An 18,463-nucleotide genomic window follows, 5' to 3' on the forward strand; every position below is an offset into this window, starting at 1 on the left:
GAGAGCCAGGCCCAGGCCAGCACCACCGCCAGCCAGTAGAGCAGCAGCCCGGCCACCCCCCGTATATCGCAGTGCAGCCGTCCCCACACCCCCCTCCGGTAGCGGCGGGGGGTGTTCATCACCATCCCCGCGCTGATGACCCCGATCCCCAGCAGGAGCGCCGACTGGATGAGCAGGCCCATATCCTCCATCGGGGAGAGCCAGAGACCGGGGATCAGGTGTTCGTCGCCGAAGACACTCCCGTAGAGAACGCCGAAGAGCGTCGAGGAGAGCCCGGCGAGGGTCAGCACCGCGCCGAAGGCCCGGCTGAGGATCCCCGTTTTCCGGAGAAGCACCGCCGCGGCGACGAGCATGAGGCCGTGGGCGATATCGCCGAACATGAAGCCGAAAAAGAGACAGAAGGTCACCGCCACAAAGAACGAGGGATCGCTCTCGGTATAGGCGGGTGTGCTGTAGAGGGCCACGATATCCTGGAAGAACCGGACGCCGGGGAGGTTCCTGAGGAAGACCGGGACCCGCGATCCACCCGTCCTCGGCCGCGACCCGGCGATGATGACGGTGCCGGGGGCCTCGGCGTCCACCATCCGCTCCACCTCCTCCGTCTCGTCGGCAGGCAGCCAGCCGCTGACGACATAGAGGTCGTCCATCTCGCCGCGGCGCCTGCAGACCTCCTGGACGCGCTCCATACAGTAGATCTGACCGTAGAGCCGCTCCAGGCCGGCCCGGTTCCGCTCCAGATAGCCCTCCGCCGCCCCGGCGAGCCCCTCGATGGCCCTTCCGTGGTGGTCGAGCCGACGCTGGATCTCCCCACGCCAGTCTTTGCCCATACCGCCAAGCAGCTCGCCTAGGGCGAACCGCCGGAAGGAGACCGAGTCCAGCAGCTGTTCCGCCCCTTCGGCGTAGCCCGAAACGGTGAGCGCCATGACCCAGACATGCCCCCCCGGCCGCGCCAGGGGCACCACCAGCAGCGGCACCTCGGCGGAGATATCCTCCAGCCGGTCGTAATCCTCCCTGGTCACACTTCCGGTGTAGATCCCGAGGATACCGCCTCCGGCCGCCGCCTCCAGGGGTATGTGGGCCTCTTCCAGGGCCTCGGCGAAGATACGGGCCGCCTCCAGCTGTTCCACCTCGGCGGTCAGTTCCCTCCTGCGCCGCTCCCATGCAGAGAGCTTCTCCGTCAGGGCGGCGACACGGCCACGGATCTCCTCGTAGGAGGGGAGGTCGCCCGACCGGGCCGGGTCCGGCAGGGGCGGCCGTTCCCCGGCGGTCTCCCAGAGTGATTCCATCTCGGCGAGCAGGCCTTCCCAGGGGTTCTCCCCGCTGGTGTCGAGCGCCGACCGCATCTCCCGGTCATCCACAACGCTGTCGATGGGCACGGGCTGGAAACAGCCCCGGAGGAGGAGTCGACGGGCCACCCCGAGCACCTCGTCCTTCGGCCCCACCATGGAGAGGGAAGCCATGGGCACCACTGCCATCAGGACACCTCCTCCATCGGCCTCACCAGGAAGAGCACCGCCATCCGCTTGCTGAAGGCGTAGCGCACGTCCTCGATGATGGTCGTCAGGTCCTGCACCTCGAATCCACGCAGCAACAGATAGGCCATCACGGTATGGACCCCCGGAGCACCCTGCCGGAAGCCCGCCAGGGCCATCTCCCGAAGGATTCTGTTCATGCTCCGCTCCAGGACAAGCTCCGCCGCCCCGGTCTCCATATCCGTCGGACGCCGGAGCCGCTCGCCGTACCAGGTACCCTCCAGCAGCGCGAAGAACGATGGGAGATCGGGGGCGAAGACGAGCCGCCGCAGCGTCGTCTTCGGCAGCCGGTACCGGTAGGGAAGCGTCCGGCCGACGATCTCCTCGGGGCGCATCCCGAAAAAGCGCCTGGCCCGGTAGCACCAGTAGAGGTTCAGCAGATCCGCCCTGGCGCCGAAGAGCCGCCGAAGGGTAGATCTCTCCCGGCCCTGCAGCCTCTCTACGGCCCGGAAGAGCCTCCGCATAAGGAAACCGTCCACGGCCATCTCCAGGGGAAAGAGGGTGCCGCCCTTGGCATCGAGCTGTTCCAGCGGCGGCCGGAGGACCTCGAAGTAGGGGGTCCCCTCCAGGTGGGGCAGCACCTCCGGCAGCGCGTCGCAGGCCAGCAGATCCTCCACCGGGAAGGAAAGGGGACCGAGCATCGCCGCGCGCTCCTGCAGGGAGGCCCGCTCCCTGTCGCCGGAGAAGAGATGCCGGAGGATCCGCTTGAGCAGATCCGTCTCGTACTCCTTCTTCCAGGCCTCGATGACCGCCCGCTGGGGCCTCCCGGCGAGATACCGGAAACGCATCGCCTCGCGGAAGGGAACCATCGAGAGGAGCGACTCCAGCCGGGAGCGGTGGATCCCCCCGGTCTCCACCCCACGGAGGAAGGGTCCGTAGCTCCGGCTTCGCTGGAGCTGCCGCGCGATCTCCCCGACCGTGTCGCACCGGAAGAGCAGATTCCAGAAGAAATCGTCCGGGAGCATCCGCCCCCGCAGGACCCGGGCCTTCGACGCCAGCGAGGCCCGCATGCCCAGCGTGTAGGCCTGAAGCATCGCTCAGGCCCCCTGTCGGGCGTAGCGCTCGGCGATCTCCGCAGCCAGGGAGTCGACGACGGCGCCGGCCTTCTCCTCGTAGCGGTCGTTGAGCCGCTTCCGCTCCGAGGCGGCGCTCTCCAGGATCTGCGCCGCCTCGCTCTCCCCGGTCTCCCTGGCGGATTCGGTGACGGACCTGGCCCGCTCCCGGGCCTCCTTCAGCCGCGACTCCCGCCGGCGGGCGAAGTCCTCCTCCGCCTCGCTGACGATACGCTGGGCCTCCTCCCTGGCCTCGCCGATCGTCCGCTCCGCTTCCTGCTCGGCGCCGATCAGCTGGGAGAGGATCTCCTTGAGCTCCATGGTTACCCTTCTTCCCTCTCCGGTGACGTCTTCTTGGCGATCTTCATCCGCACAAAATCCTCCCGGTCGCTCTCCTCCAGAACATCGGCGATGGTGGCGATGGTCTCCCGGTACGAGGGGATCACCACCTTCTCCAGGGCGTTCACCCGGCGGTAGGTTTTTCGAATCTGGACGGCCAGGCGGTAGACGCTGTTCTCCACCTCCGCCAGGCGGGCCAGCAGGGCCAGCATCTCCCGGGCCTGCAGGTAGGCGTTGTCCATGGCCCCGGAGGTGCCGTAGAAGGAGTAGCAGGGCCTGGGATCGGGCTCCACCGCGTCCACATCGGGGACCTCCACGCCCATCACGGAATGCAGCCGGACGGCGAACCCCTCTTCCTCGGGGACCGCATCGGCGATCTCCTCCACCATATCGATCCCCAGCGAGAGGTTGGCCATCTGGAGGCTCCGGTAGGCGTTCTCGAAGACAGTCCGGAGGCGCTCCTGCACCCGCCGGCTCTCCCGGATACGCCCCACAAGCTCCATCATCAGCACCTGCCGTTTCCGCTCCAGGAGATCGTGGCCCTGCACGGCCAGCTTCAGGGCACCCTCGGCCTGGACCATATTGCCCCTGGTTGGGGCCTCGTTCCCCGCCACACCCATCCCTCCCGGGGATCCGCAGCAGATCGCCGCGGAACAGGCTCTGTCACCGTTCCATTAGAACACATTCCTGATCCTGGTGCACTGGGCTGTACGAAAAAATATACCCCATCCTGTACATGGGGGCAACACCTCCGCGACCTCACCGAAGGCGGGAGTTTGGACAACGGGTTACCCACCCGTCGCATCGTCTTCCTTTCAGTATACCTTCTCTTCATTCGCTGCGGACCTCTCGATGGGACATCCCCGCTTCTCCTTCCAGGAGAGGGCGACAGATGTGGAGAGTTTCCCCAGCCGGGCCAGCTGGGCGAGGACATGTTCCAGGTTCTCCACGGAGCGGGCGACCACCTCGATGCAGTAGTCGCTGTCGCCGGTGATGCTCCACTGGCGGAGCACCTCCGGGATGGCCACGATTTTGTCCGAGATGTGGGGATCGGGATTGTTGAAGTTGGTGAACATGTAGGTGAGCGCCTTGACGGGGAAGCCCACCTTCCTCTCGTCCACCAGCGCGGCATAGCCTACGATCACCTCCTCGGCTTCCATCCGGCGCACCCGCTCGATCACGGCGGATCCGGAGAGCCCGATCCGCCGTCCCAGTTCCCGGAAGGAGACCCGGCCATCCCGCTGCAGCTCTTCGAGGATCTTCCGGTCTGTCTCGTCCAGGGAGACAGAGCTCCTTGCATTTGACACGTCAAACCACCTCTTCACCTGACAATTATTCCATTCTGGTTCAGTTTACGAGATATTGACGAGAAAAAGCAAGGAAATTTCCTGCATATCTGCTGTTAAAGAATCTTCTCGGCCTGTATCGTAGGTTTGTCAAGAAAATTCCCGCAACAAGGAGGCGATGCCCATGGGCGCATGGGGAGCACAGTCAGAGGTGGGAAAGATCGAGAAGATCCTGATCAAACGGCCTGAAGAGGCCTACGGCGACCAGGCCACACTGGACGCCAACTGGCAGGATCTCGGGTACACCGGACCGGTGGACTACGCCAGAGCCCTGGAGCAGTACGAAGGGTTCTACGAGATCATCACCAGCCGTGTGCCGGAGGTCTTCACCCTCCCGGCCGACAGCAACGCAGGCCCCGATTCGCTCTACGCGAGAGACAGCTGCATGGTCACCGACAACGGGGCGATCCTCTTCACCATGGGCAAACCGCAGCGGATTCCCGAAGCGGCAGCGGCCGGACGCTATTTCGAGGAGATCGGTCTCCCCGTGGCCGGGGACATCGGCAACGGCGGCACCATGGAGTCCGGCGATCTCGCCTGGCTCGATCCGGAGACGCTGGCCGTGGGGATCAGCTACCGCACCAATCCCGAAGGGGTGCGACAGCTCCGGGAGCTCTCCCAGGGCCGCTTCAACGTCCTGGCGTACCCCATTCCCCACTGGAACGGCCCGGCCGAGTGCCTGCATCTGATGTCCTTCATCAGCCCCGTGGACCACAGAGCCGCCGTGGTCTACTCCAAGCAGATGCCGGTCACCTTCCGTCAGGAGCTCCTCTACCGAGGCTTCACCCTGATCGAGGTCCCCGATGAGGAGTACGACACCATGGCCTGCAATGTGCTGGCCCTGGAACCGGGGGTCGTCCTGATGATCGAGGGCAATCCCATCACGAAGCAGCGTCTGCAGAAGGCGGGCATGGAGGTGCTCGAGTTCCCCGGCTCGGAGATCTGCTGGAAGGGCGGGGGAGGCCCCACCTGCCTGACCAGGCCGCTGCTCCGCAGCTACTAGAAGGGAGATGGGCATGCGCTCCTTCGGCTGTCAATCCATGATCGCGCCGCTCCGTTCGGTGCTGCTCAAAGGCCCCGGGGAAGCCTTCCGCTCCCAGGAACATCTGGAAGCGGAGTGGGAACGCTTCGGGTATCTCGAGTGCCCGAACTACGCCACAGCCCTGGAGGAATACGAGGCCTTCTCGGCGATCCTGCGCCGCCACGTCGACGAGGTGCTCTTCCTCCCCCGCGATGACGACGCCGGGCTCGATTCGATCTACACCCACGATCCCGTGAAGATCACCGACCGTGGTGCGGTGCTCATGAACATGGGCAAACCGGAGCGCCGGGGCGAACCGGCGGCCACGGGCCGCTATCTGGAGCAATTGGGGATCCCTCTGCTCGGCGCCATCACGGAACCGGGGCGGATGGACGGCGGCGACGTGCTCTGGCTGGACGAGGAGACCGTCGCGCTGGGCAGGAGCTACCGCACCAATGACGAGGGTATCCGTCAGTTCCTCGACCTGGCGGCGCCCTCCATCGAGCGACACATGACCTTCGACCTGCCCCACGACCTGGGTCCGGAGGCCTGCCTCCATCTCATGTCCGTGGCGAGCCTGGTGGACAGCGACCTCGCCGTGGTCTATCCGCCGCTGATGCCGGTCCGGCTCCGTCAGTATCTGCTGGAACGGGGCTACACGCTCATCGATGTCCCGTCGGGGGAGTACGAGACCCTGGGATCCAACGTATTGGCGCCGGCACCGCGGCTCTGCATGCTTCCGGCGGGAAACAGGACCGTCGCCGCCGCGCTCAGGCATCACGGCGCCGAGGTCCACGAATATCCCGGACGACACATCTCCTATTTCGGCACAGGTGGGCCGACCTGCCTCACCAGACCGCTGCTGCGACGCTGGTAGGCATCCCGCCGGAATATATCTCGCAAGGGAGGAACGACCATGTGGCTTCTGAACTTTGTTGAGCAGTTGGTGAACTGGATATGGGGCACGCCGCTGATCATCCTGATCCTCGGCTCGGGCTTCTTCTTCACGGCGATCTCCGGATTCTTCCAATTCCGGCACTTCTGGTACATCATGAGCAATACCATAGGTCGGATCTTTTCGAGGAAGGTGGACGACGGTCCCGGCACGCTGACGCCTTACCAGGCGGTGAGCGTCGCCGTAGGATCCACGGTGGGCGTCGGGAATATCGGCGGTGTGGCCACGGCCGTGGCCGTCGGCGGCCCCGGCGCGGTCTTCTGGATGTGGATGGCCGGCATCTTCGGCCAGGCCATCAAGATGGTGGAGGTCAGTCTGGCGCTGCACTACCGAACCTACATCGGCGAGGACGCCACCTACGGCGGCCCGACCTACTACATCCACCGCGGCATCGGTCTGGAAAAGGGATGGAAGACACTGGCAAAGGTCCTGAGCTTCCTCTTCCTGGTGGGCTTCTTTGTGGGATATATCTTCAATATCCAGAACTACACCGTCTCGGAGGCCGTGGCCGGCACCTTCGACACCAATATGATCGTGGTCAGCCTGGTCTTCCTGGTCCTCCTCTACGCCAACATCTGGGGCGGCATCAAGGGACTGGGGAAGATCGCCGTGCGGGTCGTCCCGGTGATGTGCCTCTTCTACCTCGGCGGCGGGCTCTTTGTCATTTTCAAGGAAGCCAACATGATCCCCAATACGCTGCAGATGATCTTCAGCAGCGCCTTCTCGGGAACGGCGGCGGTGGGCGGCTTTTCGGGAGCCGTCTTCGCCAAGATGATCCGGGTCGGCATGGCGCGGGCCGTCTACAGCAACGAGGCCGGCTGGGGCTCCACCCCGATGATCCACGCCACGGCGAAGGTCAACCATCCCGTGAAACAGGGGATGATGGCCATCTTCGAGGTCTTCATGGACACCCTGGTGATCTGTACGGTCACGGCCTTCATGATCATCAACTCCGGTGCCTGGACCTCCGGGCTCGACGGCGCCACCCTGACACTGAGCGCCTTCTCCACGGGCTTCGGCCAGTTCGGCGCCGTGGTCCTGGTGGTGGGGATCTTCCTCTTCGGCCTCACCACAGCAACGGGGCTCTTCGCCCAGTTCGAGACGCTGCTCACCTATATCATAGGAGCCCACTCCAGGCATCTCAAGGCATTCCTGAAGGCCAACAAGCTGATCTATCCGCTGCCCGGCTTCCTGCTGGTGGTCTACGCCCAGATGAACGGACTGCCCACCTACAAGGTCTGGATGTTCATCGATGTCTCCGTGGGGATCCCCATCTTCATCAATCTCTTCGCCATCCTCCTGCTGACGCCCAAGTTCCTCCAGCTCTTCCGGGACTACCGGGCGCGGTACATGAACATCGGCGAGATCGACCCGGACTTCAAGATCTTCTACGAAGGATAACGGAACCACGGCAGAAGGTACAATGAGACCAACCTCCATCCATGCCTCTCCCTGTCAGAGGGAGGTGCATGGATCGTACAAGGAGATGGCATATCCGATGAAAGAACGACTCTACCGGCAACTGCTGGAACTGGTGGCCGTCCCCAGCGTCACCGGCACCGACGGCGAGATCGAGACGGCCCGGCGGCTGCGGGACAGCCTCGCCGGCGAGGCCTACTTCCAGGCGCATCCGGAACATCTCCGGCTCGCACCGGGGCCCGACGGGCTGCGCCACTCCCTGGTGGCGCTGGTCCGCGCCGCCCGGGAGACCGACCGGACGGTGCTCTGTATCGGCCACTTCGATGTGGTGGACACCGACGTCTACGGCGATCTGGAGGATCTGGCCTTCGATCCGCCCGCCCTGGAGAAGGCCCTGCGCGAAAAGCAGCTGGAAGGCGCCGTCAGGGAGGACCTGGACAGCGGCGACTGGATCTTCGGACGGGGGACCATGGATATGAAGTGCGGCGTTCTTCTGGAGCTGGACATGCTGCGGGAGTCCGCCCGGGACACGGAACGCTTCGACTGCAACCTGGTGGTGGCGGCGGTCTTCGACGAGGAGGGCTCCAACACGGGGATGACCTCCGCCGTCCCCGTCCTGGCGGAGCTGGCGGAAGCGGAGGGGGTGCGCTACATCGCCGCCGTCAACACGGAACCCACCGACGCCGGGCTCCCCGGGGCGGCCACGCCGGGGTACTTCCCCGGCACCATCGGCAAGGCGCTGCCCCTGGTCTACACCGTCGGTCAGGAGGCCCACGGCGGCAGCTACTACAGCGGCCTGAGCGCGACGTTCCTGCAGGACTGCATCAACGACGAGCTGGAGGCCCGGCCGGAGCTCGCCGAAACCGGCGCGGGGACCGTCACCATACCGCCCTTCCTCCTGCACCGCCAGTGCCGCCAGCGGGAGCACTACTCCGTCTCCATCCCCCATTACAGCGCGGCCTACTACAACATCTTCACCCTCGGCCGGAGCCCGGCGGAGATCCTGGAGCTCTTCCGGGAGGCCGCGGTACGGGGAGCGGCGAAGGCCCTGGACCGGCTGCACACCTCCTACCGCAGCCTGCGCGACGCGGGGTACCGGGGCGAACCCCAGCTCCCCACGGAGGCGCCCGTACTGACCTACCGGGAACTCCACGCGGAGGCGGCGGCGAACCATCCCGGCGATCTCAGGCAGGCGGAAGCGGAGTGGAGCGCCGAGCTGGCCGCCGGCGGGGCGGATCTCCGGGAACAGTGCATCGGGCTGGTGGAACGGCTGCTTGCCTGGCGGAATCGCGGCCCCGCCGTGGTCGTCGGACTGCTCCCGCCCTTCATGCCCTTCCGCTCCAGCTACGGCCACACCGAGGCGGAGGTGTCCCTGCGCAGGGCTGCCGCCGACACGGCACGCTACGCCCGGGACCGCTTCGGCCGGACCGTGGCGGAGATGCCCGCCTTCGGCGGCCTCTGCGACCTGAGCTATGTGGGCTGCGACATGACCCCGGCGGAGCAGCGCAGCCTGCAGGAGAACCTCCCCGGCTGGGGAGCCCTCTACAGCCTTCCACTGGAAGCCATGGAGCGGCTGCACATGCCGATCGTCAACATGGGCCCCCTGGGACGGGACGCCCATACCTGGAAGGAGCGGCTGGAACGGGACTACGCCCTGGGCGAACTCCCCCATCTCCTGCGCCGGCTCGTCGACCGCCTGGCCGCGGAGGACGCCGGCTGACACTCCGGACATCGGGGGCGCGACGACGACAGCGCGCCGTGGCGGAGGGAATCGCTCCGCCCAGGGGATTGCGACCCTTCTGTCAGGGCGACAAAAGGCTGTCCCGGGGAATCGCACAGAGGAAAAGGGGCACGGGGATCTCCGTCCCCATGCCGCGTCGTTTTGCCGTACTTCATCCGAACAGGCTATGCGGCGGGACTACCTCCGCGCCACACCACTCTCCCTGGCGGCGGCGGCCACCGCTTCGGCCACGCGGGGGACCACACGTTCGTCCAGCGGCTCGGGGATCACGAAATCGGGCCGCAGTTCCGCTTCCGGCACCAGCTCGGCCAGGGCCTTGGCGGCGGCGAGCTTCATGGGCTCGTTGACGGTGGTGGCCCGGGCCTCCAGGGCGCCCCGGAAGATCCCCGGGAAACCGAGACAGTTGTTCACCTGGTTGGGGAAGTCGCTCCGCCCGGTGGCCACCACGGCGGCACCGGCCTCCCTGGCCTCGTCTGGGTAGATCTCCGGCGTGGGGTTGGCCATGGCGAAGAGGATGGGATCGTCGGCCATGGAACGGACCATCTCACGGGTCACCAGTCCCGGCGCGGAGACACCCAAAAAGAGATCGGCCCCCTTGAGACACCCCTCCAGGCTGCCCTGCATCCCCTCGGGGTTGGTCATCCCGGCGATCTCCTCCTTGGCCCAGTTGAGGTGATCACGCCCCGGGAAGATGGCGCCGCGGCGGTCGCAGAGGGTCACGTTCTCCGCACCCTCGGAGAGCATGAGCTTGGTGATGGCCACCCCGGCGGCGCCGGCGCCGGAGACGACAATCTTGCTCTCCTTCAGCTTTCGGCCGGTGATCTTCATGGCGTTCCAGACCCCGGCCATGGCGATCACCGCCGTACCGTGCTGGTCATCGTGGAAGACAGGGATGTCCGTTTTCGCCTGGAGCTTCCGCTCGATCTCGAAGCAGTTGGGCGCGGCGATATCCTCCAGGTTGATACCGCCGAAGGAGGAGGCCGTCAGCGCCGCCACCTCCACCACCGTATCGGGATCGGTGCTGTCCACGCAGATGGGGAAGGCGTCGATGCCGGCGAAGCGCTTGAAGAGCACGCACTTGCCCTCCATCACCGGCAGCGAGGCGTCGGCGCCGATGTCGCCCAGCCCCAGAACGGCGGTTCCGTCGGTGATCACGGCCACCATGTTGCCCTTGGAGGTCACCTCGTAGAGCTCCTCCCGCTCCGCCTCGATGGCCCGGCAGGGCTCGGCCACACCGGGGGTGTAGACCAGCGCCAGGTCGCGCATGGTGTTCACGTCGATCTTGCTCTCCACCCGCAGCTTGCCGCGGTGTTTTCTGTGCAGTGCCAGCGCCTCTTCGTAGATCGATTCCTTTGCCATCGAATCCTCCTCGTTTCCTGGTAAGAGATCTTCCGTCCCGGTACGCCACCGGGGCGCCCCCTATTATGCACTATCCTCCCAGCACATTGGGCAGGAACATGATGATGTCCTGGAAATAGGTGAGGATCAGCAGATCCAGCAGCAGGATCGCCAGATAGGGGAAGATCTCCCGGGTGATCCGCTCGATCGGAATGCGCGTGATGCTGGAGACAACAAACAGGTCAAGTCCCACAGGGGGCGTGATGCAGCCGATAGCCAGGTTGACCACCATCAGGACGCCCAGAAAGACAGGGTCGATCCCCAGCGTGAGCGCCACCGGCAGCAGGATGGGCGTCAGGATGACCACCGCCGCCGAGGCGTTGACCAGGGTGCCGATAAAGAGCAGCAGAACGTTGAGAAGCATCAGAAAGACGATGGGGTTGTCGGTGAAGGAGGCGAAGGCCTCGCCGAGCCTGTGGGGAATCTGGGCGTTGGTGAGGATCCACCCGAAGAGGTTGGCCGCCCCGACGACGAACATGATCATCACCGTGCTTACGGCGGCGTTGAAGACCACCCTGGGGACATCCCTGACCTTGAGCTCCCGGTAGACGAACATCCCCACGAAGGCGCCGTAGACGGCCGCCACGGCGGCGGCCTCGGTGGGTGTGAAGATCCCCCCGTAGATCCCGCCGAGGATGATCACCGGCATCATCAGCGCCCAGACGCAGTCCTTGAAGGTCCGGCCGATCCGGGCCAGAGACATCTGCCCTTCGCCGACGTAGCCGCGCCGCTTGGAGATGAACCAGCTCACCAGGCACATGGACCCGCCCATCAGGATGCCGGGGATGAACCCGCCCAGGAAGAGATCGGCGATGGAGGCGTCGGCCACGACGCCGTAGACCACCATGGTGATGCTCGGCGGGATGACGATCCCCACCGTACCGCCGCTGGCCACCACCGAAGCGGCGAAGGACTTCTTGTAGCCCCGCTTTTCCATCTCGTCGATCAGCGCCGTTCCGATGGCCGCTGTGGTCGCCGCCGAAGAACCCGAGAGGGCGGCGAAGAACATCCCCGAAACGGCCACTACCAGCGCCAGACCGCCGGCCAGGGCCCCCACCAGTGCGCTGGCAAAGTCCACGATCCGCCGGGTGACACCCCCCGAGGACATGAAGGCCCCGGCCAGCATGAAGAAGGGCACCGCCATGAAGGAAAAGGAATCAACGGAGGTGAAGATCCGCTGGGGCACCACCATCAGGGGGAGATCGAGGATGCCCGTGAGGACCACCGCCGCGGCGAGGCCCAGCCCCACGGCGATGGGCGCCCCTGTCAGGAGCACGGCGAAGAAGGTGAGCAGAATGGTTGCTAGGACCACAAGGATCCCTCCTCTCTCTGCAGCGTCACGCCCGCTGGGTCACACCATCCGACGCTACGCATCGTGCAGCTCCGGAAGGGTCTTCTCCGCCGGTGTCAGCAGGGTTTCGAGAAACTGTTCCAGCAGGTTGAGGAGCATGGCCCCCGACCCGACGGGAATGGCGTAGTAGACATAGGACATCTTGATCTGGAGCGCCGGGGAGGTCTGCCAGACCACCCGCTGCACCATGGCCATGCCGTTCTGCAGGAGGATCACCATAAAGAGAAACGTCAGAAGATAGGCGGCGATACGGAGCGCCTTGAGGGTCTTCCCCCGGAACCGCTGCGTCAGCAGCCCCACCGTCATGTGCCGCCCCATCCGCTGGACCACGGGAATACCGAGGAAAACCGTCCAGACAAAGAGATAGCGGGCCAGCTCCTCGGAGAAGGAGAGCGAATTGTGGAAGACATAGCGCGACACCACCTGGACAAAGATGATGATCAGCATGAGGCCGAGGGAGAGCGTGATCGCCTTGCGCAATACGTAGTCGATCCACTCGTTGATACTGTGGAGAACCTTCACGGAACCCACCGTCCTTTCCGTACAGGCTCGGCCGGATCGCTCCGGCCGTACCATGGGGTGGCGGGTTCTTCCGGAACCCGCCACGGTCTGCACACAGGATGTGCCGGGGGGAATGGAGCTGGGGTGTCTAGTCTTCGATGGCCAGGATGGCCTCGATGTTGTCCTTGCCGACCTTCTCCTCGAACATGACCCAGACCGGCTTGGTGGCCTTCACGAAGGCGTCGTGGTCGATCTCCTCGACCCCGATGATCTCGCTCTTGCCGCTCTCCCGGATCTTGGTCCAGTATTCGTTTTCCAGTTCCCTGGCCAGCTGGCGCTGCCAGTTGTGGGCCTCCCAGGCGGCGTCTTTCAGGACCTCCTGCTGGTGGGGGTCAAGCTTGTTCCAGGTGATCATGCTGATACAGAGGGGCTCGGCGGCGTAGGTGTGCTGGGTCAGGGAGATGTAGTCCTGGACCTCGAAGAAACGCTTGGTGTAGATATGGGCGGCGGGGTTCTCCTGGCCGTCGACGACACCCTTCTGCAGGGCCGTGAAGAGCTCGCTGAACGCCATGGGCGTGGGGTTGGCGTCGAGGGCCTTCATCATCTCGATGTAGATGGGCTGTTCCATGACGCGGATCTTCAGGCCTTCCATGTCGGCAGGGGTCTTGATGGGGCGCACGTCGTTGGTCATGTTCCGGACGCCGTTCTCCATAAAGGCCAGCACCTTGATCCCCCGGTCTTCCAGATCCTTGGCGATCTCCATGCCCACCGTATCCAGGGCCTTGTAGGCATGCTGGACGCCGCGGAAGATGAAGGGAAGGTCAAACACGGCCACCTGGGGGAGGAAGTTGCCCAGCACCGCCGTGCTGGTGAGGGTCATGTCCACCGTTCCCAGGGTGAGCCCTTCCACGAGATCACGCTGGTTGCCCAGCTGGCTGCTGGGGAAGACCTCGATCTTCATCGCACCTTCGGAGTTCTCCTCCACCAGCTCCGCGAACTTCACCGCCCCCTGGGCGTAGGGGTGTTTGGGATCGGCGATGTGTCCCAGTTTGAGTGTCACCGTCTCCGCCGCCACCGCCGTGGTGGCCAGCGCCACGAGGCAAACAACCGCAATGAACATGACTCTGGTGAACCTGGACATCGAATCAACCTCCATGTAGCAAGAATTTTGCAACGGCTTCATTCTTGTACAGGATAGGCTGATTGACAAGATATTCGAACATAATGGTCCTTTTTGGTCATTCCGTTCATTGCCGGGGCTATTGGAGAAGGGAATACCGGTTGACGGGCCGCCCGATGTCGCGGTAGTCCGACCGCACCGTCGCCTCGCCGGTGTCGACGAGGAACTCCAGGTAGCGCCGGGCCGTCACCCGGGAGACCCCCACCCCGTCGGCGGCCTCCTGTGCGGAGAGGGGGGAGGCGCTCTCCTTCAGGCATTCGACCATGGACTTGAGCGTCCGCGGGGAGAGCCCCTTGGGGAGCTCGGGACGCACATCCTCCTTCCCCCGGCGTCGCAAAAGCGTGTCGATCTCCTCCTGTTTCAGGCCGGATCGCTCCCGCTGGAGGAGCAGGAGATCTCGCCGCGGTAGGTTTCCACCAAAGCCTTGACGTGGTAGAGACCGTACCCTCCGCTGCCGTGGGTGGTGAAGCCCTTTTCGAAGATCCGCGGGATACAGCCTTCCGGGATCCCCACGCCGTTGTCGCGGACATAGAGGATGATCTTTCCCGACTCATCGAAGATGCCGCACTCCACCGTCCGCTCCGGTCTGCCGCTCTCCAGGACGGCGCTCATGGCGTTCTCCAGCAGATTGCCCAGGACCACCACCAGGGCGTTGGTGTCGATCTCGGAACGCTCCGCCAGCCAGCTGTCCGGGGCGATGTGAAAGTCGACCCCCAGCTCCTTGCAGCGACCGGACTTGCCCAACAGCAGACCGCCGACGCCGGGATTCTTGATCCGCCTGGTGATGAAGGTCATCTGGCTCTGCTGGGTCTCGATGGCCCCGGAGATGTACTCCACGGCCCGTTCCCGCTCGCCGAGCTGGAGCATCCCCGAGATGGCGTGGAGCTTGTTGAGGAACTCGTGGTTCTGGACACGCAAGGCCTCCACGAAGCGCCGGACGCCGGTGAGCTCCTCGGCCAGCGACTGGACCTCCGTCATGTCCCGGAAGCTGGCGATGGCGCCCACCACCCTTCCGTCGCCCTTGAGGGGAAAACGATTGGTGAGGATATGGAGCGCCCCGATCCGCTGCTCCCGGTCGAGCTGCTGCTCCCCGGTGGCCACCACCTCCGGGAGCTTCGTGGAGGGGAGGAACCGTTCCACAGGCTGCCCGATCGCCGCGTCGTCCAGTTCCAGCATCTCCTTGGCTTTGCTGTTCAGGTGGGTGATCCGGCTCTGCTCGTCCACGGTGATGATCCCGTCCCGGACGGAGTTGAGCACCGCCTCCCGTTCGCTCAGCAGAAGGGCGATCTGGTAGGGCTCCAGGCCCCGGGTGTCCCGCTTGATGTTGTCGGCCAGGAAGGCCGCCCCGCAGGCGCTCACGCCCAGCCCCAGCGCCAGTGCCACCAGCAGGTTGCGGTTCAGAGACCGGCGCATGGCGACGATGCTGTCCATCAGGATGCCCACCGAGACGGCCCCCACCACCTTCCCCTCCCGCAGGATGGGGACGAAGGCCCGCATGGAGGGCCCCAGGGTCCCCACCGACCGGGAAACATACTCCTTCCCCTCCAGCGCGGGGCCCTCGTCGCCGCCGACGAAGGTCCTGCCGATCCGCTCCGACACGGGGTGGGAGTAGCGGACGCTCTGCCTGTCGATCACCACGACAAATCGAACACCCGTCCGCTTCCGGATGCCGTCGGCCACCGGCTGGATCACCGCTTCCGCCCCCGGCCTGCCCACATTCCTCCGGACCACGGGGATGGAGGCCACACTGCGGGCCAGATTCAGCGCCTCCTCGCCGAGGCGTTCGATGTGGGGCTCCACCAGCACACTCTCGGCGACAATGCCCACAACCACCAGGCTGACCAGAAAGACTGCCAGCGTAAAGAGCACAATCTTGGCCTTCAGTCCCAGCGGCCGCCTCGTCTGGCGCATCGCGCCGCCGGTTCCATTCTTCATTCCTCTCTCCAGCAACGACAGGCACCCCTTTCCCAACAGCAGTCGGCGCCCCTTGAGACACCTTGCACCTATACTACCTGATTCCTGCGTTGGGACGGAGCGTTCCGGAAGGGAAGATATGCCCCAACAAGGGAATGGTGCGGTCATCCGGTACGGCAGGGAGCCCGAACGTGTACAATAGTCAGCACATCTCATCCGGACATCCACGGCAACAGACGAGAAAGGACGAGTCTCATGCTCTACAGAAGGGTACCCAAAACGGGAGAAGAGCTGTCGATCCTCGGCTACGGATGTATGCGCTTCCCCACCAGGGACGGAAAGATCGACGAGCCGAAGGCCACGGAACAGCTCCGCTACGCCATCGATCAGGGGCTCAACTATGTGGACACCGCCTATCCCTACCATAACGGCCAGAGCGAACCCTTTCTGGGCCGGGCGCTCGCCGAGGGCTACCGGGAACGGGTCCATCTGGCCACCAAGCTGCCCCCCTGGTCGGTGGGCAAACGAACGGACATGGACCGCATCCTGAAGGAACAGCTCGACCGGCTGCAGACAGACCGGATCGACTTCTACCTGCTCCACGCCCTGGACCGGGAGAAGTGGGACAATCTTCTGCAGCTCGGCGTGCTGGACTTTCTCGACGAGAGCAAGGAGAAGGGCCTGGTGCGGAACGCAGGCTTCTCCTTCCACGACGGACCAGAGGTCTTCAAGGAGATCGTGGACGCCTACGACTGGGAGTTCTGCCAGATCCAGTACAACATCATCGACGAGCACTTTCAGGCCGGCGTCACGGGGCTCCGCTACGCCGCCGAACGCGACCTCGCCGTGATCGTCATGGAGCCCCTCAAGGGGGGCAACCTCGCCCATCCCGTCCCCCCCTCGGTCCAGGCGGTCTGGGACAGGGCCGAACCGCAGCGTTCCCCCGCGGAGTGGGGACTGCGCTGGCTCTGGAACCAGCCGGAGGTCACCGTGGCCATCTCGGGGATGAACGACGACGAACGGATCAGACGCAACATCCGTATCGCCGGCGAGATGCAGCCCGGCACCCTCACCGACGGCGAGCTGCAGCTCATCAGGGAGGCCGCCGAGGAGTACCGCCGTCTCACCCCCGCCGCCTGCACCGGCTGCCGCTACTGCATGCCCTGCCCGGCAGGCGTGGATATCCCCACCTGCCTCTCCTTCTACAACCGGTACGCCATGTTCCCCCAGAGCCGCACCGAAGCGAAACGGCAGTACTTCATGATGCTCGGCGGCGCGCTGGGCAAGAAAGGGCACGCCTCGATGTGCGTGAACTGCGGCAAGTGCCTGGAGCTCTGCCCGCAGCAGCTGCCCATCCCCGATCTGCTCGGGGAGACCGCCGACAAACTGGAGGGCCGCCGGTTTCGGGTGATGCAGATGCTCACCAAACCAATGCTCACACTCCACCGGCTGAAAAACCGTTTCCGCCGATAGCAAGAGACCCTGTCAGAGAGGAGATCAGCATGTACAGTCCGACAACAGCCACGCTCGGTCCCTTCCGCCGGGGAGGCCGTCTCTGATGCGCGTCCTGGTCACCGGAGGCTCCGGCTTTCTGGGCATCAACCTGATCCGGCATCTCCTGCAGCGGGGGGACAGTGTCACCAACCTGGACATCGCCCCCTTCAGCTACCCCGACTGCGCCGGAAGGATCGAGAGCATCCAGGACGACATCCGCAACCCCGAAGCGGTGCGGCACTCCATGGAGGGCGCCGATGCAGTGGTCCACTGCGCCGCGGCGCTCCCCCTCTACAGCGAGGAGGACATCCGCTCCACCGATATCCAGGGGACACGCAATGTCATCGACGAGGCCCGCCGCCGGGGCGTGCGGCGTTTTGTCCACATCTCCTCCACCGCCGTCTACGGCGTCCCCGAGGTCCACCCCATCTACGAGGACCATCCGCTGGTCGGCGTGGGGGCCTACGGCACCGCCAAGATCGAGGCGGAGGAGGTCGTCCGGGGCTACAGGAACGAGACTACAGACGTGACCATCCTCCGGCCCAAGTCCTTCGTGGGCCCCGAACGGCTGGGTGTCTTCGCCCTGCTCTACGACTGGGCGCACACAGGCCACAACTTCCCCATCCTGGGGCCCGGCGACAACCCCTACCAGCTTATGGACGTAGCCGACCTCTGCGACGCCATCGGTCTCTGCCTCGACCTGCCAGGAGAAGCGGTGGACGACACCTTTAACATCGGCGCCGGGGAGTATGCCACACTGAAAGAGGACTTCCAGGCCGTGCTGGACGCCGCCGGCCACGGCAAACGGATCGTCTCCATCCCTGTCAGACCGGCCCTGGCGGTGCTCAAGACACTGGAGAAGCTCGGCATGTCGCCCCTCTACCAGTGGATCTACGACACGGTCTTCCGGGAGTCCTTCGTCTCCATCGACAAGGCACAGCGGCAGCTCGGCTTCGCACCGCGCTACTCCAACCAGGACGCCCTGGTGCGCAACTACCGCTGGTACGTAGACAATCTGGAGAGCTTCCAGGATACCTCCGGCGTCTCGCACCGGGTCCCCTGGAAGCAGGGGCTGCTCTCGCTGGCGAAGGTCTTTTTCTAGGCCTCAGTCTGCCTCCCCAGCCCCACGTGGGTGGCCTCCGGCTGCGAATCAGGAGGAACAGACGCAAGGCGTTCCTCCGCATACAGGGCATCGCCGTACAGCAAAGCGCCTGCAGGAC

The 18,463-nt window shown here is 65.0% G+C and carries 17 protein-coding genes; 6 read left to right on the forward strand and 11 right to left on the reverse strand.

From position 1 onward, the window contains the following. From K9L28_07555 to K9L28_07575, 5 genes are all read right to left on the reverse strand, one after another. A partial coding sequence (locus tag K9L28_07555; GenBank protein MCF7936178.1) for an ATPase occupies positions 1-1,475 on the reverse strand: 1,475 nt, incomplete at its 3' end. Then, positions 1,475-2,566, reverse strand: coding sequence for a V-type ATPase subunit (locus K9L28_07560; protein MCF7936179.1), 1,092 nt, complete (start codon positions 2,564-2,566; stop codon positions 1,475-1,477). The genes K9L28_07560 and K9L28_07555, both read right to left, overlap by 1 nt. A 3-nt stretch (positions 2,567-2,569) precedes the next feature. Continuing rightward, positions 2,570-2,905, reverse strand: a complete 336-nt coding sequence (locus tag K9L28_07565; protein MCF7936180.1) for a hypothetical protein — start codon at positions 2,903-2,905, stop codon at positions 2,570-2,572. Between the two features lie 2 nt (positions 2,906-2,907). Then, on the reverse strand, positions 2,908-3,543 hold the full coding sequence (locus K9L28_07570; protein MCF7936181.1) for a V-type ATP synthase subunit D: 636 nt from the start codon (positions 3,541-3,543) through the stop codon (positions 2,908-2,910). A gap of 195 nt (positions 3,544-3,738) precedes the next feature. Beyond that, positions 3,739-4,203: an Lrp/AsnC family transcriptional regulator gene (locus tag K9L28_07575; GenBank protein ID MCF7936182.1), complete on the reverse strand. Its 465-nt coding sequence runs from the start codon at positions 4,201-4,203 to the stop codon at positions 3,739-3,741. Between the two features lie 190 nt (positions 4,204-4,393). Here K9L28_07575 and K9L28_07580 point away from each other — a divergent pair, with 190 nt between their 5' ends. From K9L28_07580 to K9L28_07595, 4 genes are all read left to right on the forward strand, one after another. Next, a complete protein-coding gene (locus K9L28_07580) occupies positions 4,394-5,272 on the forward strand; it encodes a hypothetical protein (GenBank protein MCF7936183.1) in 879 nt (292 codons plus the stop codon). A 13-nt stretch (positions 5,273-5,285) separates the two neighbouring features. Continuing rightward, positions 5,286-6,167, forward strand: a complete 882-nt coding sequence (locus tag K9L28_07585; protein MCF7936184.1) for a hypothetical protein — start codon at positions 5,286-5,288, stop codon at positions 6,165-6,167. A gap of 39 nt (positions 6,168-6,206) precedes the next feature. After that, a complete protein-coding gene (locus tag K9L28_07590; protein ID MCF7936185.1) occupies positions 6,207-7,646 on the forward strand; it encodes an amino acid carrier protein in 1,440 nt (479 codons plus the stop codon). Between the two features lie 97 nt (positions 7,647-7,743). Then, complete coding sequence (locus K9L28_07595; protein MCF7936186.1) at positions 7,744-9,384, forward strand: M20/M25/M40 family metallo-hydrolase; 1,641 nt, start codon at positions 7,744-7,746, stop codon at positions 9,382-9,384. 198 nt (positions 9,385-9,582) lie between these two features. Here K9L28_07595 and K9L28_07600 read toward each other — a convergent pair whose 3' ends face one another. The 6 genes from K9L28_07600 to K9L28_07625 all read right to left on the reverse strand — a co-directional run bounded on the left by K9L28_07600 (position 9,583) and on the right by K9L28_07625 (position 15,770). Continuing rightward, positions 9,583-10,764: an NADP-dependent malic enzyme gene (locus K9L28_07600; GenBank protein ID MCF7936187.1), complete on the reverse strand. Its 1,182-nt coding sequence runs from the start codon at positions 10,762-10,764 to the stop codon at positions 9,583-9,585. Between the two features lie 70 nt (positions 10,765-10,834). Then, positions 10,835-12,100, reverse strand: a complete 1,266-nt coding sequence (locus K9L28_07605; GenBank protein MCF7936188.1) for a TRAP transporter large permease — start codon at positions 12,098-12,100, stop codon at positions 10,835-10,837. A gap of 69 nt (positions 12,101-12,169) precedes the next feature. Then, on the reverse strand, positions 12,170-12,676 hold the full coding sequence (locus tag K9L28_07610) for a TRAP transporter small permease (protein ID MCF7936189.1): 507 nt from the start codon (positions 12,674-12,676) through the stop codon (positions 12,170-12,172). Between the two features lie 127 nt (positions 12,677-12,803). Then, positions 12,804-13,796 (reverse strand): DctP family TRAP transporter solute-binding subunit, encoded by a 993-nt coding sequence (locus tag K9L28_07615; protein ID MCF7936190.1) that lies wholly within the window; start codon positions 13,794-13,796, stop codon positions 12,804-12,806. A gap of 118 nt (positions 13,797-13,914) precedes the next feature. After that, a complete protein-coding gene (locus K9L28_07620; protein MCF7936191.1) occupies positions 13,915-14,172 on the reverse strand; it encodes an HTH domain-containing protein in 258 nt (85 codons plus the stop codon). A 23-nt stretch (positions 14,173-14,195) separates the two neighbouring features. Beyond that, positions 14,196-15,770 carry a sensor histidine kinase gene (locus tag K9L28_07625; protein MCF7936192.1) on the reverse strand — a complete coding sequence of 525 codons (1,575 nt, stop codon included), beginning with the start codon at positions 15,768-15,770 and terminating at the stop codon, positions 14,196-14,198. A 234-nt stretch (positions 15,771-16,004) separates the two neighbouring features. Here K9L28_07625 and K9L28_07630 point away from each other — a divergent pair, with 234 nt between their 5' ends. Together K9L28_07630 and K9L28_07635 are read left to right on the forward strand one after the other, a co-directional pair. Continuing rightward, a complete protein-coding gene (locus tag K9L28_07630) occupies positions 16,005-17,222 on the forward strand; it encodes an aldo/keto reductase (protein ID MCF7936193.1) in 1,218 nt (405 codons plus the stop codon). An 85-nt stretch (positions 17,223-17,307) separates the two neighbouring features. Further along, on the forward strand, positions 17,308-18,345 hold the full coding sequence (locus K9L28_07635) for an NAD-dependent epimerase/dehydratase family protein (protein ID MCF7936194.1): 1,038 nt from the start codon (positions 17,308-17,310) through the stop codon (positions 18,343-18,345). Positions 18,346-18,463: the final 118 nt, after the last annotated feature.

Source organism: Synergistales bacterium (assembly GCA_021736445.1).
Classification (GTDB): domain Bacteria; phylum Synergistota; class Synergistia; order Synergistales; family Aminiphilaceae; genus JAIPGA01.